21 protein-coding genes are annotated in these 25,552 nt (G+C 41.0%); 11 read left to right on the top strand and 10 right to left on the bottom strand.

What is annotated here, in order from left to right; genetic code table 11:
• Positions 1-2 precede the first annotated feature (2 nt).
• Entirely contained in the window at positions 3-1,850 is a 1,848-nt protein-coding gene (gene recQ / locus AAEY99_RS03725) for a DNA helicase RecQ (RefSeq protein WP_192116157.1), read from the bottom strand.
• Positions 1,851-2,049: 199 nt separating this feature from the next.
• Here recQ and AAEY99_RS03720 point away from each other — a divergent pair, with 199 nt between their 5' ends.
• On the top strand, positions 2,050-2,514 hold the full coding sequence (locus AAEY99_RS03720) for a thioesterase family protein (RefSeq protein WP_162024097.1): 465 nt from the start codon (positions 2,050-2,052) through the stop codon (positions 2,512-2,514).
• A 125-nt stretch (positions 2,515-2,639) separates the two neighbouring features.
• Positions 2,640-3,548 carry an EamA family transporter RarD gene (gene rarD, locus AAEY99_RS03715; protein WP_101088519.1) on the top strand — a complete coding sequence of 303 codons (909 nt, stop codon included), beginning with the start codon at positions 2,640-2,642 and terminating at the stop codon, positions 3,546-3,548.
• A gap of 114 nt (positions 3,549-3,662) precedes the next feature.
• On the opposite strand, the gene argA is transcribed toward rarD, so the two are convergent.
• From argA to radC, 4 genes are all read right to left on the bottom strand, one after another.
• Positions 3,663-4,982, bottom strand: a complete 1,320-nt coding sequence (gene argA, locus AAEY99_RS03710) for an amino-acid N-acetyltransferase (RefSeq protein WP_011639235.1) — start codon at positions 4,980-4,982, stop codon at positions 3,663-3,665.
• Positions 4,983-5,460: 478 nt separating this feature from the next.
• Positions 5,461-5,634, bottom strand: coding sequence for a 50S ribosomal protein L33 (gene rpmG, locus AAEY99_RS03705; RefSeq protein ID WP_011494790.1), 174 nt, complete (start codon positions 5,632-5,634; stop codon positions 5,461-5,463).
• A gap of 6 nt (positions 5,635-5,640) precedes the next feature.
• On the bottom strand, positions 5,641-5,877 hold the full coding sequence (rpmB, locus tag AAEY99_RS03700) for a 50S ribosomal protein L28 (protein WP_011639236.1): 237 nt from the start codon (positions 5,875-5,877) through the stop codon (positions 5,641-5,643).
• 121 nt (positions 5,878-5,998) lie between these two features.
• A complete protein-coding gene (gene radC / locus AAEY99_RS03695) occupies positions 5,999-6,676 on the bottom strand; it encodes a RadC family protein (protein ID WP_101088520.1) in 678 nt (225 codons plus the stop codon).
• Positions 6,677-7,178: 502 nt separating this feature from the next.
• On the opposite strand from radC, the gene coaBC reads away from it, so the two are divergent.
• From coaBC to folE, 6 genes are all read left to right on the top strand, one after another.
• Complete coding sequence (coaBC, locus tag AAEY99_RS03690; protein WP_351009253.1) at positions 7,179-8,375, top strand: bifunctional phosphopantothenoylcysteine decarboxylase/phosphopantothenate--cysteine ligase CoaBC; 1,197 nt, start codon at positions 7,179-7,181, stop codon at positions 8,373-8,375.
• Positions 8,372-8,830: a dUTP diphosphatase gene (gene dut / locus AAEY99_RS03685; protein WP_101088521.1), complete on the top strand. Its 459-nt coding sequence runs from the start codon at positions 8,372-8,374 to the stop codon at positions 8,828-8,830. The genes coaBC and dut overlap by 4 nt, the downstream gene beginning before the upstream one ends.
• A gap of 35 nt (positions 8,831-8,865) precedes the next feature.
• Positions 8,866-9,459, top strand: coding sequence for a nucleoid occlusion factor SlmA (slmA, locus tag AAEY99_RS03680; RefSeq protein WP_011639240.1), 594 nt, complete (start codon positions 8,866-8,868; stop codon positions 9,457-9,459).
• Positions 9,460-9,627: 168 nt separating this feature from the next.
• Positions 9,628-11,580, top strand: a complete 1,953-nt coding sequence (locus tag AAEY99_RS03675; RefSeq protein ID WP_242445218.1) for an alpha/beta hydrolase family protein — start codon at positions 9,628-9,630, stop codon at positions 11,578-11,580.
• Positions 11,581-12,035: 455 nt separating this feature from the next.
• Positions 12,036-14,012: an alpha/beta hydrolase family protein gene (locus AAEY99_RS03670; protein WP_351009228.1), complete on the top strand. Its 1,977-nt coding sequence runs from the start codon at positions 12,036-12,038 to the stop codon at positions 14,010-14,012.
• 179 nt (positions 14,013-14,191) lie between these two features.
• On the top strand, positions 14,192-14,842 hold the full coding sequence (folE, locus tag AAEY99_RS03665) for a GTP cyclohydrolase I FolE (RefSeq protein WP_351009226.1): 651 nt from the start codon (positions 14,192-14,194) through the stop codon (positions 14,840-14,842).
• A gap of 84 nt (positions 14,843-14,926) precedes the next feature.
• On the opposite strand, the gene pyrE is transcribed toward folE, so the two are convergent.
• Together pyrE and rph are read right to left on the bottom strand one after the other, a co-directional pair.
• Positions 14,927-15,568 (bottom strand): orotate phosphoribosyltransferase, encoded by a 642-nt coding sequence (gene pyrE / locus AAEY99_RS03660; protein ID WP_350978390.1) that lies wholly within the window; start codon positions 15,566-15,568, stop codon positions 14,927-14,929.
• A 72-nt stretch (positions 15,569-15,640) separates the two neighbouring features.
• Positions 15,641-16,354 carry a ribonuclease PH gene (gene rph / locus AAEY99_RS03655; protein WP_011639245.1) on the bottom strand — a complete coding sequence of 238 codons (714 nt, stop codon included), beginning with the start codon at positions 16,352-16,354 and terminating at the stop codon, positions 15,641-15,643.
• A 176-nt stretch (positions 16,355-16,530) separates the two neighbouring features.
• On the opposite strand from rph, the gene AAEY99_RS03650 reads away from it, so the two are divergent.
• The 3 genes from AAEY99_RS03650 (at position 16,531) to AAEY99_RS03640 (ending at position 20,471) form a co-directional block, all read left to right on the top strand.
• Positions 16,531-17,394, top strand: coding sequence for a YicC/YloC family endoribonuclease (locus AAEY99_RS03650; protein ID WP_101088526.1), 864 nt, complete (start codon positions 16,531-16,533; stop codon positions 17,392-17,394).
• A 330-nt stretch (positions 17,395-17,724) separates the two neighbouring features.
• Positions 17,725-18,933 (top strand): winged helix-turn-helix domain-containing protein, encoded by a 1,209-nt coding sequence (locus AAEY99_RS03645; protein WP_351009223.1) that lies wholly within the window; start codon positions 17,725-17,727, stop codon positions 18,931-18,933.
• Positions 18,934-19,154: 221 nt separating this feature from the next.
• Positions 19,155-20,471: an anaerobic C4-dicarboxylate transporter gene (locus AAEY99_RS03640; RefSeq protein ID WP_351009220.1), complete on the top strand. Its 1,317-nt coding sequence runs from the start codon at positions 19,155-19,157 to the stop codon at positions 20,469-20,471.
• 412 nt (positions 20,472-20,883) lie between these two features.
• Here the strand turns inward: AAEY99_RS03640 and AAEY99_RS03635 are convergent, their stop codons facing one another.
• The 3 genes from AAEY99_RS03635 to AAEY99_RS03625 form a co-directional block, all read right to left on the bottom strand.
• The gene (locus AAEY99_RS03635; RefSeq protein WP_162024103.1) at positions 20,884-21,360 is read right to left on the bottom strand and encodes a hypothetical protein; all 477 of its coding nucleotides are present in this window, start codon (positions 21,358-21,360) and stop codon (positions 20,884-20,886) included.
• The gene (locus AAEY99_RS03630; RefSeq protein ID WP_351009219.1) at positions 21,350-22,084 is read right to left on the bottom strand and encodes a glycoside hydrolase family 19 protein; all 735 of its coding nucleotides are present in this window, start codon (positions 22,082-22,084) and stop codon (positions 21,350-21,352) included. The genes AAEY99_RS03635 and AAEY99_RS03630 overlap by 11 nt, the downstream gene beginning before the upstream one ends.
• Positions 22,085-22,390: 306 nt before the next feature.
• Complete coding sequence (locus AAEY99_RS03625) at positions 22,391-25,546, bottom strand: DUF3427 domain-containing protein (protein WP_351009249.1); 3,156 nt, start codon at positions 25,544-25,546, stop codon at positions 22,391-22,393.
• Positions 25,547-25,552 lie beyond the last annotated feature (6 nt).

Here is a 25,552-nt window from a genome sequence, read left to right as displayed (position 1 = left end):
CACTAACCTTTGGTCAAATAATCAGAAATTTCATCTAAAAATTCGCCACCAAATCGGTCAAGCTTAATCTGCCCAACACCATTTACCGCGAGCATCTCGCCAGGGCTTGTGGGCAGCATCGCACACATCTCTGCGAGTGTTGCGTCGTTAAAGACTAAATAGGGTGGAATGTCATTTTTCTCAGCTAGTTCGCGACGCAGTAATTTTAATCGAGCAAACAACTTACGATCATACTGTTGCGGTGCACGTCCATTGGGTTTGCGCTTTACATCAATCAATTGAATCCGAGGTTCCGCTAACATTAGCGATAACTCAGCTTTAAGGATTGGTCTTGCGGCAGGGTTAAGCTTAATTGCAGAGCCGCGGGTAATATCCTGACTCATCAAACCTAAATGAATTAATTGGCGGATAACACTGAGCCAAAACTCAGTTGATTTATCTTTACCAATGCCCCATGTCGATAACTTATCATGGCCTCTATCCACTATGTTGGCCGCTTTTGAACCGCGCAATACTTCAATTACATGGTGGATACCAAAACGTTGCTGTAAACGATAAATACAAGACAGTACTTTTTGCGCATCTTCAGTACCATCATATCGCTTGGGTGGATCAAGACAGATATCACAGTTACCACAAGGTTTTGATGCCACTTCATCAAAGTAGTTTAACAACACTTGGCGACGACACGTTTGCGCTTCAGCAAATGCTGCCATGGTATGCAATTTATGAAATTCGACTTGTTGTTGAGGCCCAGGTTCAGATTGCTCAATCAAATGCCTAACCCGGCCTATATCGGCAGGATCAAATAACATATAAGCTTCTGCATCTAAACCATCGCGGCCTGCACGGCCTGTTTCTTGGTAATAAGCTTCAATGCTTTTAGGAATATCGTAATGCACCACAAAGCGTACGTTAGATTTATTAATCCCCATGCCAAAGGCCACCGTAGCCACCACAATATCGATTTGATCTTTTAGAAATTTATCTTGAACGTTACCACGCTCTTCCTGGCTCAAACCGGCATGGTATGCTTGAGCATTAAATCCTTGTAAGCGTAAACGCTCGGCCACCTCATCAACTCGACGACGACTGCTGCAATACACAATCCCACTAGTGCCATTTTGAATAGTTAGAAACTGACGTAATTGATTAGCCGCATTAAGCTTTTCAGCCACGGTATAACGGATATTTGGACGGTCAAAACTCGACAACAAGGTATAAGGGGTTACCCCTAAGCGCTCGCAAATACTCAAACGCGTGGCATGATCTGCGGTTGCAGTTAAGGCCATTAAAGGTAAGTAAGGAAAATATTCTTTTAACTGCCCTAATGCCGCATATTCAGGTCTAAAATCATGGCCCCATTGGCTAATACAATGGGCTTCATCAACTGCAAACATTGAAACATCAACCGATTGCAGACGCTCAATAAAATCAGGACGCAAAAGTCGCTCTGGAGAGACATACAACAATTTAATCTCACCAGCATGTAATTTACGTAACACCTCAGCACTTTGCTCACGCGGTAAAGATGAATTGAGATAAGCAGCTGACACACCACTTTGCAGTAAACTGTCGACTTGGTCTTTCATTAACGAAATTAATGGCGACACCACCACGGTCACACCAGGCAACACAATAGCAGGCAATTGATAGCACATACTTTTGCCGCCACCGGTAGGCATAATCACTAAGGTATCTTGGCCCTGTAAACTTTGCTCAATGACTTCTCGCTGCCCTTCACGAAAGGCACGATAACCAAAAACTTGCTGCAAGCTCGCTGCAAGTACATCTTGCTCTGTCGTCAACACATCTGAGGACGCAATATTGGTCGAAATCGGAGTATCCATTAACAACATCATCATTCAAAGGGCACTCATTTTAAAGCACTGAGCCACAGATGTCTTGAACCAAAACACCTTTGCGTTGTTTTCATCCAAGATAGATGATTGAGTCGACGCCACTTTAGGGTTAGATTAAATACTCTATGGCAGTAAGTCTCCCCTATAAATAACAACGATAATAAGAATAAAACGACAAGGATTGCTCATGACCACATCTATTCAAACTCAAGCTTTACAGCAAGTTGCTGATATTTTTGATCAACATGTTCCATTTCATAATTTACTCGGTTTAGATATCAAACACTACGACATCAATGGGGTTGAAGTGGTGATAAAAATGAAACCCGAACTTATCGGCAATATTCATCAAAATATTCTTCATGGTGGTGTCACTGCGACATTACTTGATGTTGTCGGCGGACTGACGGTATTTGCTGGGCTAGTTGCCAGTAGAGAAGATTGGACTCTTGAAGAATTACAACAACGCTTAACCACCTTAGGCACTATTGATATGCGGGTCGACTTTTTACGTCCCGGTCGGGGTGAAATCTTCACTGGCACTGGCACGGTTATTCGCTCTGGTAATCGTGTATCCGTTTGCCGGATGGAATTACACAATGAACAAGGTGTTCACATCGCATTTGGAACTGGCACATATATGGTGGGCTAAACGGTCATTATCGCAATATATAACTGACACTCTAGCGATAAAAGAAATCGCTTAAGCACTTGTGTCATTCTAGGGGGCGACCTACAATCGCCCTCTCTTTTAGTTCTCCCCACTGTTGACTGACTATGCCTGATTTAGAATATCGTAAAGGGGTGCTTCTCGCCATTTGCGCCTACACCATCTGGGGTATTGCCCCGCTTTATTTCAAGTTATTACATCATGTCCCTGCCACCGAAATATTAATGCACCGTGTCATTTGGTCATTTATATTCATGGTTATTTTGATGCAATTTATTGGTGGATTTAGCCGTTTACGTTTAATTTTAAAACAGCCCAAGCAATTACTAATATTGCTGATCACCTCTATATTAATTGCCGCTAATTGGCTGATTTTTATTTGGGCAGTCAACAACGACCACATGCTCGATGCTAGCCTAGGCTATTTTATCAACCCGTTGTTTAACGTCTTATTAGGAATGGTATTTCTGGGTGAGCGCTTGCGAAAATTGCAATGGGTTGCAGTGGCGTTGGCCAGTATAGGGGTACTAGTGCAGTTGATCTCTTTTGGCTCTATTCCGCTTTTATCATTAGCCTTGGCAGCCAGCTTTGGGTTTTATGGTTTACTGCGCAAAAAAGTTAATATTGACGCAAAATCAGGTTTATTAGTCGAAACTGCAATCTTGTTACCTATCGCTCTGGGTTATCTATTCATCACCTTAGACAGTTCGACAACGAGCATGCTAACCAACACTCTCGACCTCAATTTACTCCTAGTCGCTGCGGGTATTGTCACAACGATTCCGTTACTGTGTTTTGCTGGTTCCGCTGTCAGAATTCCATTTTCGATTTTAGGTTTTTTCCAATATATTGGCCCAAGTATCATGTTCATCTTGGCGGTAAAACTGTTTAATGAACCGTTTGATATCGAAAAAGGCATTACCTTTGGATTTATTTGGGGCGCGTTAGTTATCTTTGTTGGCGACATGATATTGCAACGTCAACGACGTAACGCCTTAGCCAAAGCGTCAGCATAATAAGCTCTACAATGGGAAAATGAAGTCACTCAAAGCACTGATGCTTCACCCACAAAAAAGCCGAATGATTTTATACTCATCCGGCTTTTTTATGTGTTAACGGCCTTGTTACTTCTACAAATCTAACGCAAGAATTTTTGAACGACGCTGATAGTTATACAGCTGTTTTTTCTTATTAGGCAGTTCTTCAACATCAACAATATTAAAGCCATGCTCTAAAAACCAATGGATACTACGGGTCGTTAACGCAAATAGACGTGAATAACCACGCACGCGAGCTTGGCCAATAATGTTATTAAGCAAAATGCTACCACGATCAGCATCGCGATAATCAGGATGAACCACTAAACACGCAAACTCACCCGCATTGTCTTCTTCAAACGGATACAAAGCTGCACAACCAATCACTAAGTTGTCGCGCTCAACCAGCATAAACTGTTCAATTTCCATCTCGAGTTGCTCGCGTGAGCGACGCACCAAAATGCCTTGCTCTTCCAATGGGCGAATAAGGTTTAAGATACCGCCTATGTCGCTAATAGTCGCCCTACGTAAACGTTCGGCGCTTTGGGTAACAATTTGGGTACCAATCCCTTCGCGTGAAAACAACTCTTGCAGTAACGCACCATCTTCTAAATAACTGACTAAGTGGCAACGAGGTACACCTCGGCGGCATGCTTCAATACTGGCTTTTAAGAATGCAACGGTGCCAACTGAAGTATGGTCATCTACAGCCATCGTCTTGAGCATTTCTTCAATATCGTCCGGCATCAGCTCGGCAATCACTTCACCATTTTTACCGATAAGACCGTTGGTATCACTAAAACCAATAATCTTATCGGCCTTTAACTTAATCGCTACTTGGGTCGCAACTTCTTCAGCGGTCAGGTTAAAGCTTTCACCTGTAACAGAAGCGGCAATTGGCCCCATTAATACAATACCGTTATTGTCTAATTGACGACGTAAGCCTTGCGCATCAATACGGCGCACCTTGCCACTTAAACAAAAATCGACACCGTCATCTACACCTAATGGTTGTGCAATAACAAAATTACCACTCACAAGGTTTATTTGCGCATTTTGCATTGGCGTATTGCCTAAGCTCATCGACAACCTAGCAGTAATATCAAATTGAGTCGCCCCAGCAACCTGCTTGATAATCTTCAGGGTTTCATCATCGGTAATACGAATACCATTGTGATATGCCGGTTCAATTCCAGCCGCCTTTAAACCTGCATCAATCTGTGGTCTTGCTCCATAAACTAATACCACCTCAATCCCAAGTGAATGCAACAAAGCCACATCATTTAAAATACCGCGGAATTGTGGGTGCGCTAATGCTTCGCCACCCAACATAACGACAAAAGTTTTACCTCTATGAGCATTAACATAGGGTGCAGAATGACGAAATCCATCAACTAATTCAGTGGTTCTCACGGGCAAATTCACCTCGGTATAGGTTTGATGTTCATTAATGTCGATGACAATAAATGCCACATAACGGTTTGCTGTATCAAAAAAGAATGGTATTGCATTTTAATTCACTTTTAAAGCATTTTATTTCACTTTAAGTAAAACACAGTGTCTCAATTTATTATGAAAAAATCATTACAGCCAAAAAGTTAGCTTGTTTTAGTCGTTAATAATACTTTACGCATTTAATTATGATATTTGCATCACATCTGTATAGCAATATTTCAACATAATGGCGATATCACCATGCGGAAATGGCTCAATAAAATCCAATGACATTAGCCATGTACCTCGAGACATAAACAGCTGCTGTATAGACTAAATTCAGAACCTGACTAACGGTGTTTACTCAGCTGATTATTGTTCGATTCAGTATAGACTATTTTCAAACAGGCATAAAAAAAGCCCCAATTAAGGGGCTTTTTTAAGAATCAAAAATCAATTACTTGATTTTAGCTTCTTTGTACATAACGTGCTGACGAATGACTGGATCAAATTTCTTGATTTCCATTTTTTCAGGCATGTTACGCTTGTTCTTTTCAGTAGTGTAGAAGTGACCAGTTTTAGCACTAGATACTAATTTGATCTTCTCACGATTACCTTTAGATTTAGCCATTTTCTATTATACCTTCTCGCCACGGGCACGAAGTTCTTTAACAATCACTTCAATACCTTTCTTGTCGATAATACGGATACCTTTAGTAGATACACGTAATTGCACGAAACGCTTTTCTTCTTCTAACCAAAAACGGTGGTTTTGTAGGTTAGGTAAAAAACGACGACGAGTCGAATTTTTTGCGTGCGAACGGTTGTTACCAACCATTGGCTTCTTGCCAGTTACTTGGCATACTCTTGACATGTCAATCTTCTCCAAAACAAATTTTTAACGCTCGAGCATTAATGTGCCTCGTATGGCCGTCGCCCGAGGCACAAAGAGGGCGCATTTTATACACGATTGACCATAGAAGATCAAGCAGTGTTTATACAATCCACCCACGCTCGGCAAAGGAGACTATCTCCTGATCACCTACAACCATATGATCTAACAAAGAAACATCTATGGTTGCCAATGCATTTTTTATTCGCTCAGTTATTCGCCGATCAGCCTGACTTGGCTCTGCAATGCCAGACGGGTGATTGTGACACACGATTACCGCTGCCGCTTTTTTCTCCAAAACAAGGCTTACAACCTCGCGAGGATAAACAGAAGCAGAATCGATGGTGCCACGAAATAATTCTACAAATTGAATGACTCTATGTTGGGTATCCAACAATAGTAAGGCGAACACTTCATAGGATCGGTCTGCCAATTGTCTCATTAAATAGTCCCGAGTTAAATCAGGATTTGTCAAAATTTGCCCTCTTTGTAGATTTTCATGGGCAATTCGCTTAGAAATTTCCGCTGCAGCCTGTAATTGAGCATATTTTACCGGCCCAACACCGGCTAATTTACATACTTGGCTTTTAGGTGCGCTCAGTAAACTGCGCAAACCACCAAACTGATTAATCATGTTTCGGGCTAAATCGACCGCATTTTGCCCTGCCAGACCATTACGTAATATCACCGCAAGCAATTCTGCATCCGAAAGATGCCCTGCACCTTTGAGCAATAATTTTTCTCGCGGTCCTTCTCCTTGTGGCCAATCTTTAATTCCCATGAATGTCCCTTATATTCAATGTGGCGATGCCATTAAACGCATTAAGTCGACTCTGAATAACAAAAACAACACAGAATCAGCAAGCACAGTACCAATAACGAATTGTTGTCTTTTTCAAAAATAGAGTTCGAATTGCTTATACCAATCTCATTAAATATCTGATCAGTTCAGAGTCTCTCAGGTTTTTTAATTCAAGGCGCATTGATGTAGAAATGGCTGTTCCCTTTTAAATCGATGCAACACAGAAGTGGAATACCTGAGAGACTCCTTTCTGGCGGGTTTCAAAGTACTTTATGCTTCGTTAGATGTTTTCAAAATAGAATCACTATTCGCTTCAATCATCTGCCTTGCCTACAGCACTTTGAACTCCCGCTGAAAGATCACATATTTAATAGGATTGGTATTACACAGTATGGTCGATATTTTTGAGATTGGATCTGCGCAAATTGTCATAGGTTTGTGATATTGTTAGCCGCAATTAGGTTTGAGTCGGATAATGTGCATCATGCTGACAAATAAAAAAGTATTACTCGGAATTGGTGGCGGTATTGCCGCATATAAAAGTGCAGACTTGATCCGCCGATTAAAAGAGCGTGGCGCAGACGTGCGTGTCATCATGACTCAGAGCGCTATGGAGTTTATCACCCCATTAACCATACAAGCGCTCTCAGGCCATCCAGTAGCCTCAGATTTGCTCGATCCCGCAGCAGAGGCGGCTATGGGTCATATCGAACTCGCTCGTTGGGCTGATGTTGTATTGCTTGCACCTGCTACGGCAAATTTAATGGCACGTATTAATGCCGGCATGGCAGATGACTTGTTAACAACCACCTGTTTAGCGACCAGCGCCCCCGTCATTGTTTGCCCTGCAATGAACCAGCAAATGTACCAAAATATTGCGACCCAAGAAAACATGGCTAATTTAGCCCGTAAAGGCTTTACCATTTGGCAACCCGCCTCAGGTAATCAAGCATGCGGTGAAGTCGGCCCTGGCAGAATGCAAGAACCCGTGGTGATGGCAGAACAACTGATACAATTTTTTGGCCCCAAGATATTACAAGGTCATCAGTTACTCATTACCGCAGGGCCAACGCGTGAAGCGATTGACCCAGTGCGCTATATCTCCAACCACAGCTCAGGAAAAATGGGTTTCTCTATAGCCCAAGCAGCTGCGGAAATGGGCGCAACCGTCACATTAGTCTCAGGTCCGGTTAATCTAGCCACCCCAGCAGGTGTTACACGCATTGATGTGAGTTCAGCACAACAAATGCTTGATGCTGTGATGGAACAGGTTGAACAACATGATATTTTTATTGGTTGCGCCGCAGTAGCTGATTATCGGATTGCTGACGTTGCGGATCAAAAAATAAAAAAATCGGCTGAACAAATGCAACTTGCGCTAGTGCGGAATCCTGATATCTTAGCCACGGTAGCTCAGCACACTCCTCGTCCATTTACTGTAGGCTTTGCAGCAGAAACCAACGATGTAGAGCAATACGCCCGTGGCAAACTTCAACGCAAAAAGCTTGATATGATTGCCGCCAATGATGTTTCTATTCAAGGCTTAGGCTTTAATGCCGATAGCAATGCACTACAGGTATTTTGGCAAGACGGCAGCCAACAACTGCCCACAACAGACAAACTGACACTGGCGCGCCAATTACTTACATTGATAGAAAAACAATTAAAAAAATCATGAAAACACCCATTGAACTAAAAATTATCGACTCACGTATAGGCAGTGAATTCCCATTGCCAGCTTATGCGACACCCGGTAGCGCAGGCATGGATTTACGTGCCATGATCGACAGCGCAATGGTCATTGAGCCAAATCAAACTGTATTGATTCCAACAGGTATCGCCATTCATGTGGCAGACCCAGGCCTTGCCGCTGTGATTTTACCGCGCTCAGGCATGGGCCATAAACATGGCATTGTTTTGGGTAATCTAGTCGGCTTAATTGACTCCGATTACCAAGGACAGTTAATGGTGTCATGTTGGAACAGAAGTGATAAACCATTTACTCTCGAAATTGGCGATCGATTAGCCCAATTGATGTTTGTACCCGTTGTACAGGCAACGTTTACCGTAGTGGATGAGTTTAATAGCTCAGATCGTGGAGAAGGCGGTTTTGGTCATTCAGGCACCAAATAACCTTTTCAAGTAGTCACTGAGCCAAGGAACAGATAATGGCTGAAAGCCCTAAAATAAATCGTCGTGAGCATATTTTACAATGCTTAGCACAAATGCTCGAAACCAGCCCAGGTCAACGTATAACAACAGCAAAGCTCGCCGCCGAAGTGGGCGTGTCAGAAGCTGCACTGTACAGACACTTCCCCAGTAAAGCGCGGATGTTCGAAGGCTTAATCGAATTTATTGAAGATGCGATTTTATCACGCTTAAACATCATCATGGACGAAGAAAAAGACACCATGACCCGCTGCCAGTTGGTATTACACCTGCTATTAGTATTTTCTGAACGTAACCCAGGCATCTCAAGGGTGCTTAATGGCGATGCCTTGCTAGGTGAAAACGAGCGTTTACGCAGTAGAATTGACGTATTATTTGCCAAAATAGAAACACACATCAAACAAATTCTACGTGAAAAAACCTTGCGTGAAGGCGTAGGCTTTAATATCGATGAAGCTATTTTAGCTAACTTGTTGCTAGCCTTTGCAGAAGGACGTATTTCACAATTTGTCCGCAGTGAGTTTAAACAAAAGCCAACACAACACTTTGATGAACAGTGGACGTTTATTCAACAGCAATTGTTAAGAAGTTAATATCGCATCAATAAAGGATGCTAGTTCGGTCCTTTTGCTGCCAATGCTACTGACTCTTCCTTTACCCTTAAACCGTATCAGATCGAATATTTATACCACATAAAAACGAAGTAAGAACGAACGATTAAACAAGGATGTCTCATGATTTTCACCAAATACCTAACCATTATGTTACTTGTCTGTGGTGGCCTATTCACCCATGCATTTGCAGCAGAAAGCCTTTCTACTGCACGACTATTTAGCCGAGGGGCTGAATTTAGCAATGTAAAAATATCTCCAACAGGCGACTATATTAGTGCAATAACCAAACATAATGGTAAAGACAAGCTACTAATATTAAATGCAAAAACAAAACAAATACATCACGCGATATTTTTCCCTGGCAATGCCCAAGTAGGTAATTACGCTTGGGTCAATAATGAAAGAATCGTACTGCAAAAAGAATATTTAAAAGGTTGGAGTGACGTACCGCTGTATTATGGTGAGCTAATGGCTGTTAATGCCGATGGCTCAAGAGCAACTTACCTTTTTGGTTTTAATAGCGGCGAGCAACAAACTGGTTCACATCTAAAGAAAAATACCCCCATAAGAGCAACGGCATTTATTTTAGATCCCCTTCCCGATGACGACCGCTATATGCTCGTCAATGCAATCCCATGGAATGAGTCTAATTCTTTAAACTATGAATTATCACAGACTGTATACCGTGTAGATTTATACAAAGGGTTCCGCAGAAAAGTCACCACTTCGCCTATAGGTTACTCTCGATTTTTAACCGATCACGATGGTGAAGTACGCTTTGTTGCAGGCGAAGATGAAAACAACATAACAAAAGTATTTTATCGTCAAGACCGCGAATGGCTTAACACCGATAACCTCAAACTCAATTTGGATGATTTCTACCCAATATCTTTTGCCGAAAATAAAAACAGTATTTATGCAGCGGCTCGGGTAAAAGGCGAAACCTTAGGGATTTATGAAATCAATCTAGAAACAGGTGAAAAAACGCAAATTATTAAAGATGACAAAAGTGATCCCAGTAATTACTGGATAAACCAAGCTACCAAAAAACTCTATGCAGTTGAATTTGAAAATGGTTATCCGTCTTACGCTTTCGTCAATCCAGAAGACAGTCATTCAAAATTGCTAAAGCAGTTGCTCGCATCATTACCTGGCCATCAAGTTCGTATTGTTAGCGAAACTCGTCATTCAGAAAAACTCATCGTGGTGGCATTTAACGATCGAAATCCCGGTGATTATTATATATTTGATACCAAGGCCATCACACTCCAACACTTAGCCTCTGCCAAGAAATGGCTCGACCCAGCGCGAATGTCAGAAGTGAAGCCAATTAGTTTTACCAGCCGAGACGGTAAAGTCATTAGCGGCTATTTAACATTACCTTATGATAAAGAAGCGAAAAACCTCCCTCTTGTAGTCAATCCCCATGGTGGTCCGCATGGAGTAAGAGATGAATGGGGGTTTAATACTCAAAACCAAATGCTAGCAAATCAAGGGATGGCTGTATTACAAGTCAATTTTCGTGGTTCAGGTGGTTTTGGACAAAACTTTGAACAAGCTGGATTCCAAAAATGGGGTTCAGAAATACAATATGACATTCTCGATGCCACTCATTATGTCATTGAGCAAGGTTATGTAGATAAAAACCGTATCTGTATTTCTGGTGGTAGTTTTGGTGGTTATAGTGCATTGCAAAGCGCAATACTTGAACCCGATCTGTTCAAATGCGCTATCGGTTTTGCAGGGATTTATAATTTAGAACTGATGTTCGATGAAGGAGATATTGCAAATAGTGCTTCGGGTACTAGTTACCTTAAAAATGTTTTAGGTCAAAATAGTGAAGTACTAAGGGCGATGTCTCCCTCAGAAAATGTAGATAAGCTGAAAGCAAACTTGCTTCTAGTGCATGGCGGTGACGATGAACGAGCGCCCATTGAACAACTAGAATCACTAGAAAAAGCCCTTAAAGCACATGATTATCCCTATGAAAAACTGGTGATGGATGATGAAGGCCATGGTTTCTACAATGATGACAATCGTGCCCAATATTATGAAAAAATGCTTCTATTTCTTAAAAAGAACCTAAACATTAAATCGTAATGAGCTAATGAGCTAATGAGCTAATGAGCTAATGAGCTAAAAAATATTATATCAACAAGCCGATACCCGGCAAACGGGGTCGGCTTTTTTTGTACCTGCGTTATGACTTTCAAGCAAATTCAACCGCGCAAAGAGGCCAACCAAACGGGTATCAACATAAATTGGAAGTCGTAATATACGTCCATATTTCCACCTCATCTCAATGAATAAATAATGAGTACGTATTGCTCCGACCACTTGAATTAAATACAATACCGTTACATTTTTAACATTAATTACACGGACTGTATTTATGCTGCGCATTTTATACCTCACATGTTGTTTCTTCTGAATAAAAATACTGATACAACTTAATCTTTCTTTGATTGAAATAAATACTCTTTTATTTTAAAATTGCGCCAGAAACAAATAAGCAACAATAAAAACAAAAACACAACAAACCACAAGGATGTACAATGAAATTATCCAAGCTTATCGCTTTGGCTTTATTACTTTACCCTGCCTTCATAACATCATCTTTTGCATCTGACACACTAACAACTGCAAAATTGTTTAGTAAATCGTCTGAATACAGCAATGTTAAATATTCACCTAGTGGTGACTATATCAGTGCAAAAACAATCAATGACGACAAGCGCATTTTAATTATTTTAGATGCAAAAACCTTAAAAATTGTCCATGCGATTCAATTTGGTACTAATGCCCAAGTCGGAAATTATGTATGGGTAAACGATGACCGTATTGTGTTTGAAAAAGAGTACCTAAAGGGTTGGGATGATCATCCTCAGTATTACGGTGAATTAATGGCGGTAAACGCTGATGGTTCTCAAGCTGAATATCTTTTTGGCTACGAAAATAACGAACAGCAAACTGGCTCAAGTATTAAGAAAAAAACCCCTTACCGTGGTACAGCATATATTCTTGATCCTTTGCAAGATGATGACAGATACATGCTTGTTCAGGCACTACCATGGGGAGCTGACAGTGAAGCATTTAAAGAAAATATCCATGTGGTATTTAAAGTTGATGTCTATAGAGGCACACGCCGAAAAATTACCTACGCACCTATTAGCTATTCACAATTTATTACTGATCACGATGGCGAAGTTAGGCTTGTTAAAGGTACAAATAAAGACGATATTGAACAATCTTTTTATTATAAATCAGGCGACTGGATTAATATTGATCAGCTTAATCTCGGTCTAGATGATTTTACTCCAGTGGCATTTACCAAGGATCCAAACATAATCTATGCCGCGGGGCGAGTTAACAACCAAACACTGGGTATTTATACTGTTAACCTCACCACCGGTGACAAGAAATCGCTAATAAAAGATGAATTAGTCGATCCTAGTCAGCTTTGGATTAGTGAAGTATCAAAAGAACTTTATGCGGTTGAATATGAAGCAGAGTACCCAACTTATGCCTTTGTTAACCCTGACAATGAACAAGCAAAAATTCTAAAAAACTTAATAGTAGCCCTTCCCGGCCATCAAGTGCATTTAGTCAGTCAAACTCGCGATGGTAAGAAATGGATAGTGTTTGCCTTTAATGATCGTAATCCAGGCGATTATTACACTTTCGATGCTGAAAAAATGAAACTTGGATATTTAGTTTCAGCAAGAGAATGGCTAACACCAGATGATATGGCTGAAGTTAAGCCGATTAAATTTACTAGTCGAGACGGACAAACTATTCACGGTTATCTGACGTTGCCAAAAGGCAAAGAAGCTAAAGACTTACCGCTAGTGGTAAATCCTCATGGTGGTCCACATGGCATTCGAGATTGGTGGCAATTTAATCCACAAAACCAAATGCTTGCAAATGAAGGCATTGCTGTTTTACAAGTTAACTTCCGGGGTTCTGGAGGTTATGGTGATAACTTTGAGTTTTCTGGATATAAGAAATGGGGCACTGAAATACAATACGATATTATTGATGGTACTAACTATGTCATTGAGCAAGGCATAGTCGATAAAGATCGTATCTGTATTGTCGGTGGCAGTTTTGGTGGATACAGCGCACTCCAGAGTTCGATTCTTGCACCTGATTTATTCAAATGTGCAGTTGGTTTTGCCGGAATATATGATTTAGCGTTAATGTTCCATAAAGGCGATATTTCAGACCGCAGGACGGGCTTAAGTTATTTGAAAAAAGTGCTTGGGCAAGATACCTCTATCCTGAAAGCAATGTCACCATCCGAAAATACCGACAAACTAAAAGCTAAGCTATTACTTGTACATGGCGGAGAAGATGAACGAGCGCCAATTGAACAATATGAAGCGCTAGAAAGAAAGCTAAAAGCTTATGAATACCCATTTGAGAAAATGATATTGGGCGATGAAGGCCATGGCTTCTACAACGATGAAAATCGGGCTGAATATTATGACAAAATGCTAAAATTCATCAAAGAGAATCTAAACGTGAAGTAGTTTAACAGCTAAACGTTTAACCATAAAAAGCCGATACCTGACTAAAAGGGTCGGCTTTTTTGTTACCTACAGTATTAATTTAGCGCAAATCGCGTTATTCTCCTCGTCCCTTAGCGGGCGCCCAAGTGGGTATTAACGTACACTCATATAAACAGTGATATCGAGTAGTTGGAGGATATATGGCACTCAGTGAAGCCGCAATAAAAGTACAAGCAGCACTAAAAGACCGTGGGCTAGAAACCCCGATGTTGCCAAAAACTTCCACGCCTGAACAACGTAAAATCAAAATTGAACATCATATGCGTGAAATTTTGACCTTAATGTCACTCGACCTAACCGACGACAGCTTGGCTGATACTCCACGCCGCATTGCAAAAATGTATGTCGATGAAATCTTCTCAGGGCTTGATTACGAAAACTTCCCTAAGATCACGGTTATCGAAAACAAAATGGGTGTTGATGAAATGGTGCGTGTACAAGACATTAGTCTTACCAGCACCTGCGAACACCACCTAGTGACCATTGATGGCTTCGCAACGGTGGCCTATTTGCCACGCACAAAAATTATTGGCTTGTCTAAAATCAATCGTATCGTGCGCTTCTTTTCCCAACGCCCACAAGTACAAGAGCGCCTAACCCAACAAGTGTTAGTGGCACTGCAAACCCTACTTGAAACCAAAGACGTTGCGGTAAAAATGGATGCGGTGCATTACTGCGTTAAATCTCGCGGTGTCATGGACTCAACCAGTTCAACTACCACTACAGCACTTGGCGGTATTTTTAAATCAAACCCAGCCACCCGCGCCGAGTTTTTACACCAAGTAAAATAATGTGTGTAAATAACACGCAAATAAAAATGCAGCCACCTAATTTCATAACCTAGGGGCTGCATTTTTGTTTAAATCTGAATAAGATTAAATGCCGTATTGCTCACGATAAGCGCTAACCGAAGCAAGTTCTGCTTCCATACCCGGCTTTTCAGACAAGTAACTGATTAAATCAGCAAGCTTAATAATCGACACAATTTGACAGCCAAAATCGCGTTCCACTTCTTGAATTGCCGACAACTCGCCTTTGCCTTTTTCTTGGCGATCTAATGCAATCAACACACCCGCAAGTTGAGCATCGTGGGCATTAATAATTTCCATCGATTCGCGAATAGCGGTACCAGCGGTGATCACATCGTCCACCAGCATCACTTTGCCTTTTAACTCGCTGCCCACCAAACTGCCACCTTCACCGTGGGTTTTGGCTTCTTTACGGTTAAAGCAGTAAGGAATATCCACATCGTGATGATCGCACAAGGCAACAGCTGTCGTGGTCGCAATCGGAATACCTTTATACGCTGGGCCAAATAACAAATCGAACTCAATACCCGAGTCCATTAACGCCGCAGCATAAAAGCGACCTAAACGCGCTAAGTCTTTACCCGTATTGAACAATCCAGCATTGAAAAAGTACGGGCTCGTACGGCCAGATTTAAGGGTAAACTCACCAAAACGTAATACTTGGCGAGCTAAAGCAAACTCAATAAATTCGCGTTGATAGGCTTTCACGGTTATTCCTCTTTCATCAAATTTTAGATTAAAAAAAAGGACCGTAATCGGTCCTCATTTTTCAACAGCATATTAACTTAAAGCCGCTTTTTGCACATCGACAATTTCGCGAATACTGTTTTTAGCTAACACTAACAACTCAAGTAACTCTTCATGGCTAAATGGCTCGCCTTCTGCAGTTCCTTGAATTTCAATAATCTTACCGGTTTCTGTCATCACAACGTTCATGTCAGTTTCAGCAGCGCTGTCTTCAATGTATTCTAAATCACTGATCGCTTCGCCTTTGTAAATACCAACACTCACAGCAGCAATTAAAAACTTAAGTGGGTTAGCTTTAATAATGCCTTTACCACGAGCCCAGTTAAGCGCATCAACTAACGCCACACAAGCACCAGTAATAGCCGCAGTACGCGTACCGCCATCGGCTTGAATAACATCACAATCGATAACGATAGTGTTTTCACCTAACAACTTCATGTCTACAGCTGCACGTAATGCACGGCCAATTAAACGTTGAATTTCTTGAGTACGGCCAGACTGCTTACCACGAGCCGCTTCACGGTCCATGCGGCTGTGAGTTGAACGCGGTAACATACCGTATTCAGCAGTTACCCAACCTTGGCCTTGGCCTTTAAGAAAACGTGGAACGCCTTCAGTGAAACTTGCTGTACATAATACTTTTGTGTCGCCAAACTCAACTAAAACAGAGCCTTCAGCATGTGCAGTAAAAGAACGCGTAATAGTGATAGGGCGAGTTTGAGCTGGTGTACGGTTACTTGGGCGCATGAAAAGTCCTGTAGTCGAATTCATATCATATTTGAGCCCATATTATAGAGCTTCACGCCGTTAGATGCCATGGTAAGCAGCGATAAGCCACAAATCTATCGACTAATCCTTTAATCCCATCCGCTAAAACGGCTATAATCAACTCACATTCGCGTAATAACATAACAGGACACTTCATGATCCAAAGCATGACAGCCTACGCTCGTATCGAGCACAAAGCACAATGGGGCACCGCCTCATGGGAAATCCGTTCAGTCAACCAGCGCTACTTAGAAACCTACCTGCGCCTACCTGAGCAGTTTCGCAGCTTTGAACCTGTCTTACGCGATCGCTTACGTAAACGCCTTAACCGCGGCAAAATCGAAGTTAATTTACGTTATGAACTCGCCGACAACAGCAGTAATGAATTACAACTGAATCAAGATTTAGCCAAACAGCTATTAAGTGCAGCAAACTGGTTAAAACAAGAAGCCGGACAAGGCGAACTCAGCCTAACAGATATACTGCGCTGGCCTGGCGTTCTATCCGCAGCAGAGCAAGATATGGATAGTGTAGGTGCCGATTTAATGATCGCGTTCGACAGTGCCATCGATCAGTTTATCGAAGCTCGCGGCCGTGAAGGTGAAGCGATTAAAGACATGCTACTGACCCGTTTAGACGGCGTAATGGAGCAAGTGAAGGTTGTGCGTGAACACATGCCAATGGTAATGCAGTATCAACGCGACAAATTAACTAACCGCTTAGCCGATATTGCTGGTGAATTAGACCCTGCCCGTATCGAACAAGAAATGGTGTTATTGGCGCAAAAGCAAGATGTTGCCGAAGAAATGGACCGCCTTGAAGCTCACGTAACTGAAGCTCGCCGCATCCTTAAAAAAGGTGGCAGCGAAGGCCGCCGTCTAGACTTCATGATGCAAGAGTTTAACCGTGAATCAAACACCCTAGCCTCTAAATCAATCAGCGCAGAAATCACTTCTGCCGCAGTTGAATTAAAAGTACTGATTGAGCAAATGCGCGAGCAGATCCAAAACGTTGAGTAAGCTTAAAGCTTGGACGTAGTAACATTAAGCCCAGCATTTGCTGGGCTTAATTTTTTGGATTTTAGGTTTGGATTTTTCAGCCAATGCTGAATATGTTAATGAGTAAACAGCTCAGGCTTACATGCTGTAAGCGTTAAAATACAACTTACACGCTGTAACCGTTAAGGTGAGATTTACTCGCTAAAGCGTGTGAAACATATCAACATTCTCTCGCCGTCATTTATAGAGACCTATCATAAACAGCGAGATGTACACTACTATAAAATTCGACCTACAATGGCACTTATCCTCGTGTTTTAATTTGTTTACCCATTCAATATAGGGCGCTTAATGACCAATCCCTACTCAGCTAAACAGTGGCTCCAACTCAATATGCAACAACAAGGTTTATTACAACCTTTGGAGTCATTGCCAAAGCTTATCCGGCAATTAAGTTATGTGCAAATTGACTCTATTAATGTGGTCGAACGCGCGCATCATCATGTATTACACAGTCGTCTGCCCGAATATTCTGCCACCATGTTAGATGCAGCAATGAGCGATAAAACCGTGTTTGAGTACTGGTCCCATGCGGCTGCTTATCTGCCTATTGAAGATTACCGTTTTAGCCTGTATCGCAAACAGCAATTACAACAAGGTGGTAAGCATTGGTTTGAACCAGAACATAAAGTCATGCGTGAAGTTAAAGCCCGTATTAGTGCCGAAGGTCCATTAAAAGCCAGTCAGTTTACCCATGAATCAGACACTAAAAATGGCACTTGGTGGGATTGGAAACCAGCTAAAAAAGCGCTTGAGCAGTTGTTTATGCAAGGCGAGTTAATGGTTGCTAGGCGCGACAAGTTTCAAAAGGTGTACGACTTAACCGAGCGAGTACTACCCAAGCACATCGATACCACAGTGCCTAGCGATACAGAATTTGCTCAACACTTGATTCAGCGTTATTTATCGGCGCATGGTTTTGGAAATTTGCAGCAAATACAATATTTACGCCAAGGCCTCAAACCTCTACTCAGCCAAACATTAGCGCAACTGTGCGAACAAGGTGATATCGCCAGCTTTACCGACTCCAGCGCCAATACACAACACGTTTACTTCTACCAACCTACGCTCACCTTACCCACTGCTATTCCCAATAAAGTCTGGCTACTTAATCCGTTTGATAATTTAATCATTCAACGCCAAAAGCTTAGGCAATGGTTTGGGTTTGATTATCAAATAGAAGTGTATGTGCCTGAGGCTAAACGCCAATTCGGCTATTATTCACTGCCCATTCTATGGCGTGACGGTTTTGTTGGCCGCGTGGATGTAAAAGCCGACCGTAAAAACCAATGTTTGTTACTGCAAAACCTGCATATTGAAACGCAAACATTAACCAACCAACATGATGAATTAAATGATAAGGCGCATTTTGTTTCTGCGTTAATCGAGGCCATTAATCACTACTGCACATTCAACAACTGTCAGCGTTGGCAACTAATACAATGTAACGATAAAACGATTGCCAAAATGTTATTCAAAGCAAATCAACAGAGTAGTTAACTGCATATTCTGTGCTTCGAATACAGCTCCCTTCCCCTACAAAAGTGACGCAACACAATATACGCAGCGGTATGTAATGTTGTTCACGTTTTAAACATTTATTACCACACCCAATTCAATAGCTTGAGTTACATCACTAACCCCAAAGATGTAGTGGGATACCTTCAAAAGGCTAAAAATAATAACAACCTACATAAAAACCTACGCGGGGAGAAAACACGATGTTTTATATACACATGCTGCTGTTATTAGCGGTGATATTTGTTGGTATTCGCCATGGCGGTATCGCCTTTGGTTTATTGGGCGGGTTAGGTGTTTCGGTACTCGCATTTGTATTTGGCGTTGCACCAGGTGCGCCACCTATCAGTGTAATGTTAATTATTCTAGCCGTAGTGGCGGCTTCGGCGACGTTAGAGGCCACTGGCGGTTTAAAGCTGTTGGTAAAGTTTGCTGAAAAACTATTACGTAAACATCCTGAGCATATCGTCTTTTTAGGCCCGCTATGTACCTATTCATTAACCGTTCTGGTTGGTACGGGTCATTCTGTTTATCCCCTTCTTCCTGTAATTTACGATGTGGCGTACAAAAAAGGCATCCGCCCAGAACGTCCATTAGCCATGGCAACTGTAGCATCACAAATGGGTATTACAGCCAGCCCAATTGCCGCAGCTGCCGCAGTAGTGCTTGCCACTGCCGTTGATAACAATCTAGATATTAACTTACTTGATGTACTCATGGTGACCATTCCCGCCACACTAACAGGCTTACTAGTAGCGTGTACTTGGAGCTTAAAGCGCGGTAAAGATTTAGATAAAGATGAACAGTTTCAGGCACGTTTAACAGATGATGAGTTTCGTGAAGCATTAACCGACCCAAAAGCAGATGAGGTGCAAACACCCCAGGCCGAATCGACAGCAAAGAAAGGTTTAACAGTATTTTTACTGGGTATATTTGCCGTTATCATGGTGGCGATGTTTAGTAAGCAAATACTGCCTGCTGGCGTCAGCATGTCGGTAGCGATTCAATTTATGATGCTGTCAGTCGGTGGAGTAATTTTACTCGCCACCAACATCTCCCCGAAAAAAATTGTCACCAGTAACGTGTTTACCGCCGGTATGACTGCGGTCATTATCATTTTTGGTATTGCATGGATGAGTGACACCATTATTGAGCACCATAAAACCTATTTGGTGAGCGCGGTAAGCGACATTGTCAGCGTGTATCCATGGACATTTGCTATCGCGATGTTTGTGTCGTCTATCTTCTTAAAAAGCCAGGCTGCGGTATTAACTATAATGCTGCCATTGGGGTATTCACTCGGCATCCCAGCACCAGTATTAATTGGTGTACTGCCAGCGTGTTATGCCTACTTCTTCTTCCCATTCTACCCAAGCGATTTAGCGGCAATTAGTTTTGATAGAACCGGCACCACTCATATTGGTAAATACGTACTCAACCACAGCTTTATTATTCCAGGCTTTATTGGCGTAGTAACCGCAACATTTGTGGGTTACTTTATATCGATGGCTATTAACTAGCCCTAGCTAGCGCTTTGGCTTTGAGCTAAGAACTAAAGTGATAAACCGCTAGTGAATTGACCCAAATAAGTTACTAGCATCAATAAAAATGGCAGCCAAAGTGGCTGCCATTTTTGTGTTTAATCATTGAGAACCTAAAGACCAATGAACTAAAAACGAAGACCTAGAAAACTACAATTATCTGATGAGTTAACGACAGGTTCATGGGTTAATCCGCCCACCATATCGCCATCTGCAACACGCAAAAATCCATCCATGAGACTTGGAGAAAAGATCTTGTCTGATCAATCGCAAAAGCGAAAATATCTAGGCTAGAACAAGTCTGCTTCAAAGCAATACTGAATTTAATGTCAAACATCCCCACAAAAGTTGAGCCGTTGAGTATTAGTTTGAATCAAAAACGCTGAAAATGTCATTTATCACTTTGAATATAAATAGGATTGTCATATTCGGTCTTGTTATTTATATACTTACAAAAACCGCCTGTCGTATTTTGTGTTTCAAACTCTAAAAAATGAGGTTTTACAGACTCACTTTTATCACTTGGAATAACATAATATGAACTAATTGATTTTATTGGTGAATATATCTTATCTTCATATTTGAAGATGACATACTCCAAATATTCCGCACTACTCACTCCTGTTTCAAAGTACCCCCTAATTACTGGAACTCTGTAATCTATTCCTTCGCACCTAGCATGTATAACAGCAATTAACTGTAAGTCATTTGACGCCTGACGGTTTATAATTACTTCAGCAGCACCTTCAGAGGGAGAATATAACAAATACTCTTGATCAGTCCACTCAGATAATCTGAACTCATTTGCATTTAGTGAAAATGAAGTTAAAAATACTATAAAAAAATAGAAGCCTTTATTAAAAAACATCTTTAAATACCTTTCTTCTTAATAAATCAGTTAAATTATCATGACGTTCATTGTAACTTGTTGTCTTACTATTAATGACTTTAGTAATACTATCCGTAACCATTCGACTTTCCCCTATATCTGCTTTTCTATAAAGCTGATGTTCCAGCCAGAATATTAGAGCAGATCTTACTGCAAATTTGGGTTGTAGTAATAAATCGGGGGTTGCGACAAAATCGACACTTGCACTCCACAAGTTATTATGCTTTGTTTTCATTGAAATATAATTTGATTTCCCGGTTAATTGAAGTATACCTCTACCTCTATATTTCCAGCCGTCACCAGACTCTACACTGCCATTACCCATTCGATTCGCATATGCATGATTTGCAATAGCTTCGATATCCGCTTTTTTATTAGTAGCCTTGTTATATGCGTGATCTTTTGCATCAGAAGGAGTTCGTCCATAATGTGAGAATATAGATATCAAAGCCATTCCTTTGTAATTAAGATTCTCCTCTAAGTTGAATTTACCTCCAACTTCATGCATTACTTGAGCGATAAAGTGACACATTCTTAATTCTGTATTAAGTTGACACTTATTAACGTTATAATTCAACTCTTCAGCCACTTCACTTAATAGTTTATCGTTCACATTGTGTTCACTTTTCCAAATAGCTCTAAGGTGCGATAAACTCAGAGTTTGATTTTCAACTCTATTTGAAGACTTATATATAGACATCATCAATTCCTTTTGTACTAACTATTTACATATAATTTGCAAACCCACTTTAATTTAAATAGGATACGACAGGATTACATTTGAGTATATAATACTTCAATAATGACGAAGCATTCCTGAATACACCCCAAATAATAACCCCCAAATATCTTCACTCTAAAGTTAATACGACTTAAATACTATTGAAGTTATTAATACGAAATATCCCAATTATCAACATGTTTCCTAAAACGATACACCGTAAACCTATCCATGGAGCTTGACGAAAACATCCTATTTTCAACAGTAGAAGAGGACGATAAGGTTAGCTTATCCTACCGCTAATTTCGCGGCTTCATGCCACATAGCGTCTGGCATAGGCGTCATTAACTTCCAGGTTATATTCATCGGTTGTGAACCTGAGTGTTTAACATATTTCACAAGACCAAAATTGACAAAACCCATGGTGCGGCCGTTTTCATCTTTTGCTTGCTCGCGCACAAACAAAATCAATTTACGGCCCTCTTTTTCATGATCTATATAGCCTAAGCCTCTGCCATATTCGGGTCTTGCGCTATTTTGAGATTGCCAATGGAATAGCGATTCATTGATCGCGTAATCATGGTACATGGTGGTTGGTGAAAATTGTTTGACTGACTTTTTCAAGGTCACAAACAGTAATTCAACATTAAGTTCGTTAAGGACTAAAACGCCTTCTCTTGCGGTTGATTTTCTGTCAAAAGAACTTGCGCCACTAGCAGCGAGTATTTGCTCCCTGGTATATCTTGAATGCACTTTTAAAGAAGATATTGCAGGTATATGCATTTCAAGTTCATTATGATGTATACGCTCAATAAGTAACGATATGACATCAAGGAGTTCAGCTTGTAATCGAGCATGTCTCAATGCCGCAACACTTTGCTTAAGGCTGGCAAAACCTAGCTCGGCACCCGACTTATCCCAAAAGTTATAATGGCACGCTAATGCAAATTGGCGCTGAGTTGCATTGGTATCGTCGAAGCTGAAATTATCGATAATTAGCTGCTTTAAAAACTGTAAATATGAGATAGAACTGCAAGCGAACAAATGATTATTTATCGCGCGATAGTAGGCTTTAGCCAGACTCGTATCTAAATTTGGCTCATTTATTTGATTTCTATTTGCGCTCTCAACGAGTTCTAGCCAACTCATTTTTAGCTTATAAATATCTTCTAAATTAACATTTGGGTTAAAACGTAAAAAATTAACCAAGCTTAAGGTAAGCGTACTTTGGTGCTCGAAATTATTGATCAGCTGTCGCAACCTGCTAACATTCATCGTTGCACGGCTAATATTTCGTAAAATCATTGCCTGAGTCTGTTCTTCTAACTCGATTCGACAACCTAATGGCAAATGAGGAAAGTCATTGGTTATCTCATCTTTAATCGATTGATTCGTTTTACCAACCAGCGCGCGAAACTTTTGTGAAAAGTCGTATTCATCACGAGAATTACCCACAAAATCCAATACTGTACAGCACTGTTTATCATCGGTTAGACGCAATCCTCGTCCTAGCTGCTGTAAAAAAATGGTTAAGCTTTCGGTTGGACGTAAAAACAATAATGTATCAACGTCTGGAATATCGACACCTTCATTAAAAATATCCACCACACACAAAATGTGTACATGACCGCTGATTAAACTCTGGCGTTTTTGTTGCCGCTCATGACTATTATCACTGGTGAGCACATCCGCACTAATACCGGCTAAGTTGAACTTCTTCGCCATGTATTCTGCATGTTCTTTGCTGACACAAAACGCCAAAGCTTTTATCTGACGAATGTCAGTGACCGTGTCATTAAGGCTTCTAATAATGCGCACAACTCTTTGTTCATTATGAGTATATAAATGACTTAGCTCTGCAATATCATATCGCCCTTGATGCCATTTAATTTTGCGAAGGTCGGTATCATCATCAATAGCAAAGTATTGGAAAGGACATAAATAGCGCTGATTGATTGCTTCGGGCAAACGAATTTCTGCAGCTATTACGCCACAAAAGTCATCCAGAATGTTTTGCCCATCATGACGCTCTGGCGTGGCTGTTAACCCCAATAAAATCTTGGGTGAGAAATGCGCTAATAATCCTCGATAACTACTGGCTGCAATGTGATGAACTTCATCTATCACAATATAATCATAAAAATCAGTGGTGAGCGGTAAGCTTGATAATTGCAGGTTTAAGCTTTGTATCGAAGCAAACAAATACCGGTAGCTATTAGGCTTGTGCTCAGCAACCCACAATTCACCAAACTGATTATTCTTCAATACACCACGGTACGCAGACAATGCTTGCTTAAGAATTTCTTGTCGATGAGCCACGAATAAGAAATTAGCTTCTGGATGCAGTTTATAAAAACGGGCAAAATCAAACGCTGAAATAAGCGTTTTACCAGTGCCCGTAGCTGCAACTACTAGATTTTTATACCGCTGATGAATACTACGCTCAACATTTAACTGCTCAAGAATCTCTCGCTGATGTGCAAAAGGTTTTATATCAAAATGAAAGGTGCTGCTTTCGCTATAACTACCTTTAGCCTCACGCAATGCTTCATGAAGTTTGTTTTTAGCTTCAATATTGCCATCAAATAATTCAAATTCACTGGATTGCCAATATGACTCAAAGGTGTTGAGGGATTTATCGATTATATGAGGAATTTCTTGGGTGGTTATTTTTAAATTCCATTCAAGACCACTGGTCAACGCAGAATGCGATAAATTCGATGACCCAATATAACCGGTATGAAATCCTGTATTGCGCAAAAACAAATAAGATTTCGCATGCAAACGCTCGCGCTTAGTGTTGTAACTCAATTTAACTTCAGTATTTGGCAGGCTTGCTAAAAACTCGACTGCTTTAGCATCGGTCGCCCCCATATAAGATGTCGTAATGATCCGCAGCGTTTTGCCGCTTCGAGTGAACTCTTCAAGTTCATTTTTAAAAATGCGAATGCCAGCCCACTTAATAAAAGACACTAACCAATAAATTTTGTCTGCTGAGCGGATCTCGCGCTTTAATTCGGTATCTAAAGAAATTCCGGCATTGCTACCACAAAAAAGCTCGCTTTGGCTTAACCCTGTTAGCGGGTAGATAGCTTTAGTAAACGCTGGGAAGTCTGTAGCTATAGGATTTGTTTTATCAAATAGTGCCGTCAATATACGGCCTTTACTATCGAGCAAGTTTTCAGTGATCAATTGATCATCTTGAACATGATCTTTTAACCAAAGCACTAACTTATTTGCTAAGCCGATTTGCTCGGTAAGTTGATTGTCTCCGCTGGGAATTGCACCTATGGCACACTCGATAATCTTGCTCAAAAACCTCGACAGCCAAACACTGGCCTCCGCGCTTTCTAATGGCCGTTCACCTAAATAGAACACATCACGATTGATGCTTTTATCTATTAGTTGAGTAATAAGCTTTTCATAAATACCAACTTGTTCCATGTCGGA

Source organism: Shewanella sp. S1-58-MNA-CIBAN-0166 (genome assembly GCF_040310085.1).
Classification (GTDB): domain Bacteria; phylum Pseudomonadota; class Gammaproteobacteria; order Enterobacterales; family Shewanellaceae; genus Shewanella.
The sequence above is the reverse complement of the archived record's forward strand: the minus strand, read 5'-3'. Positions and strand labels throughout refer to the sequence as shown.

What these genes read in the sequence shown, in the direction of transcription:
- rpmB (WP_011639236.1), bottom strand. Translation starts at nt 5,877, where the DNA reads ATGTCAAGAGTATGCCAAGTAACTGGCAAGAAGCCAATGGTTGGTAAC.
- AAEY99_RS03640 (WP_351009220.1), top strand. Translation starts at nt 19,155, where the DNA reads ATGTTTTATATACACATGCTGCTGTTATTAGCGGTGATATTTGTTGGT.
- rarD (WP_101088519.1), top strand. Translation starts at nt 2,640, where the DNA reads ATGCCTGATTTAGAATATCGTAAAGGGGTGCTTCTCGCCATTTGCGCC.
- radC (WP_101088520.1), bottom strand. Translation starts at nt 6,676, where the DNA reads ATGGGAATTAAAGATTGGCCACAAGGAGAAGGACCGCGAGAAAAATTA.
- AAEY99_RS03635 (WP_162024103.1), bottom strand. Translation starts at nt 21,360, where the DNA reads ATGTTTTTTAATAAAGGCTTCTATTTTTTTATAGTATTTTTAACTTCA.
- slmA (WP_011639240.1), top strand. Translation starts at nt 8,866, where the DNA reads ATGGCTGAAAGCCCTAAAATAAATCGTCGTGAGCATATTTTACAATGC.
- dut (WP_101088521.1), top strand. Translation starts at nt 8,372, where the DNA reads ATGAAAACACCCATTGAACTAAAAATTATCGACTCACGTATAGGCAGT.
- AAEY99_RS03625 (WP_351009249.1), bottom strand. Translation starts at nt 25,546, where the DNA reads ATGGAACAAGTTGGTATTTATGAAAAGCTTATTACTCAACTAATAGAT.
- AAEY99_RS03675 (WP_242445218.1), top strand. Translation starts at nt 9,628, where the DNA reads ATGTTACTTGTCTGTGGTGGCCTATTCACCCATGCATTTGCAGCAGAA.
- AAEY99_RS03720 (WP_162024097.1), top strand. Translation starts at nt 2,050, where the DNA reads ATGACCACATCTATTCAAACTCAAGCTTTACAGCAAGTTGCTGATATT.
- AAEY99_RS03645 (WP_351009223.1), top strand. Translation starts at nt 17,725, where the DNA reads ATGACCAATCCCTACTCAGCTAAACAGTGGCTCCAACTCAATATGCAA.
- folE (WP_351009226.1), top strand. Translation starts at nt 14,192, where the DNA reads ATGGCACTCAGTGAAGCCGCAATAAAAGTACAAGCAGCACTAAAAGAC.
- AAEY99_RS03650 (WP_101088526.1), top strand. Translation starts at nt 16,531, where the DNA reads ATGATCCAAAGCATGACAGCCTACGCTCGTATCGAGCACAAAGCACAA.
- rph (WP_011639245.1), bottom strand. Translation starts at nt 16,354, where the DNA reads ATGCGCCCAAGTAACCGTACACCAGCTCAAACTCGCCCTATCACTATT.
- recQ (WP_192116157.1), bottom strand. Translation starts at nt 1,850, where the DNA reads ATGGATACTCCGATTTCGACCAATATTGCGTCCTCAGATGTGTTGACG.
- rpmG (WP_011494790.1), bottom strand. Translation starts at nt 5,634, where the DNA reads ATGGCTAAATCTAAAGGTAATCGTGAGAAGATCAAATTAGTATCTAGT.
- AAEY99_RS03670 (WP_351009228.1), top strand. Translation starts at nt 12,036, where the DNA reads ATGAAATTATCCAAGCTTATCGCTTTGGCTTTATTACTTTACCCTGCC.
- AAEY99_RS03630 (WP_351009219.1), bottom strand. Translation starts at nt 22,084, where the DNA reads ATGATGTCTATATATAAGTCTTCAAATAGAGTTGAAAATCAAACTCTG.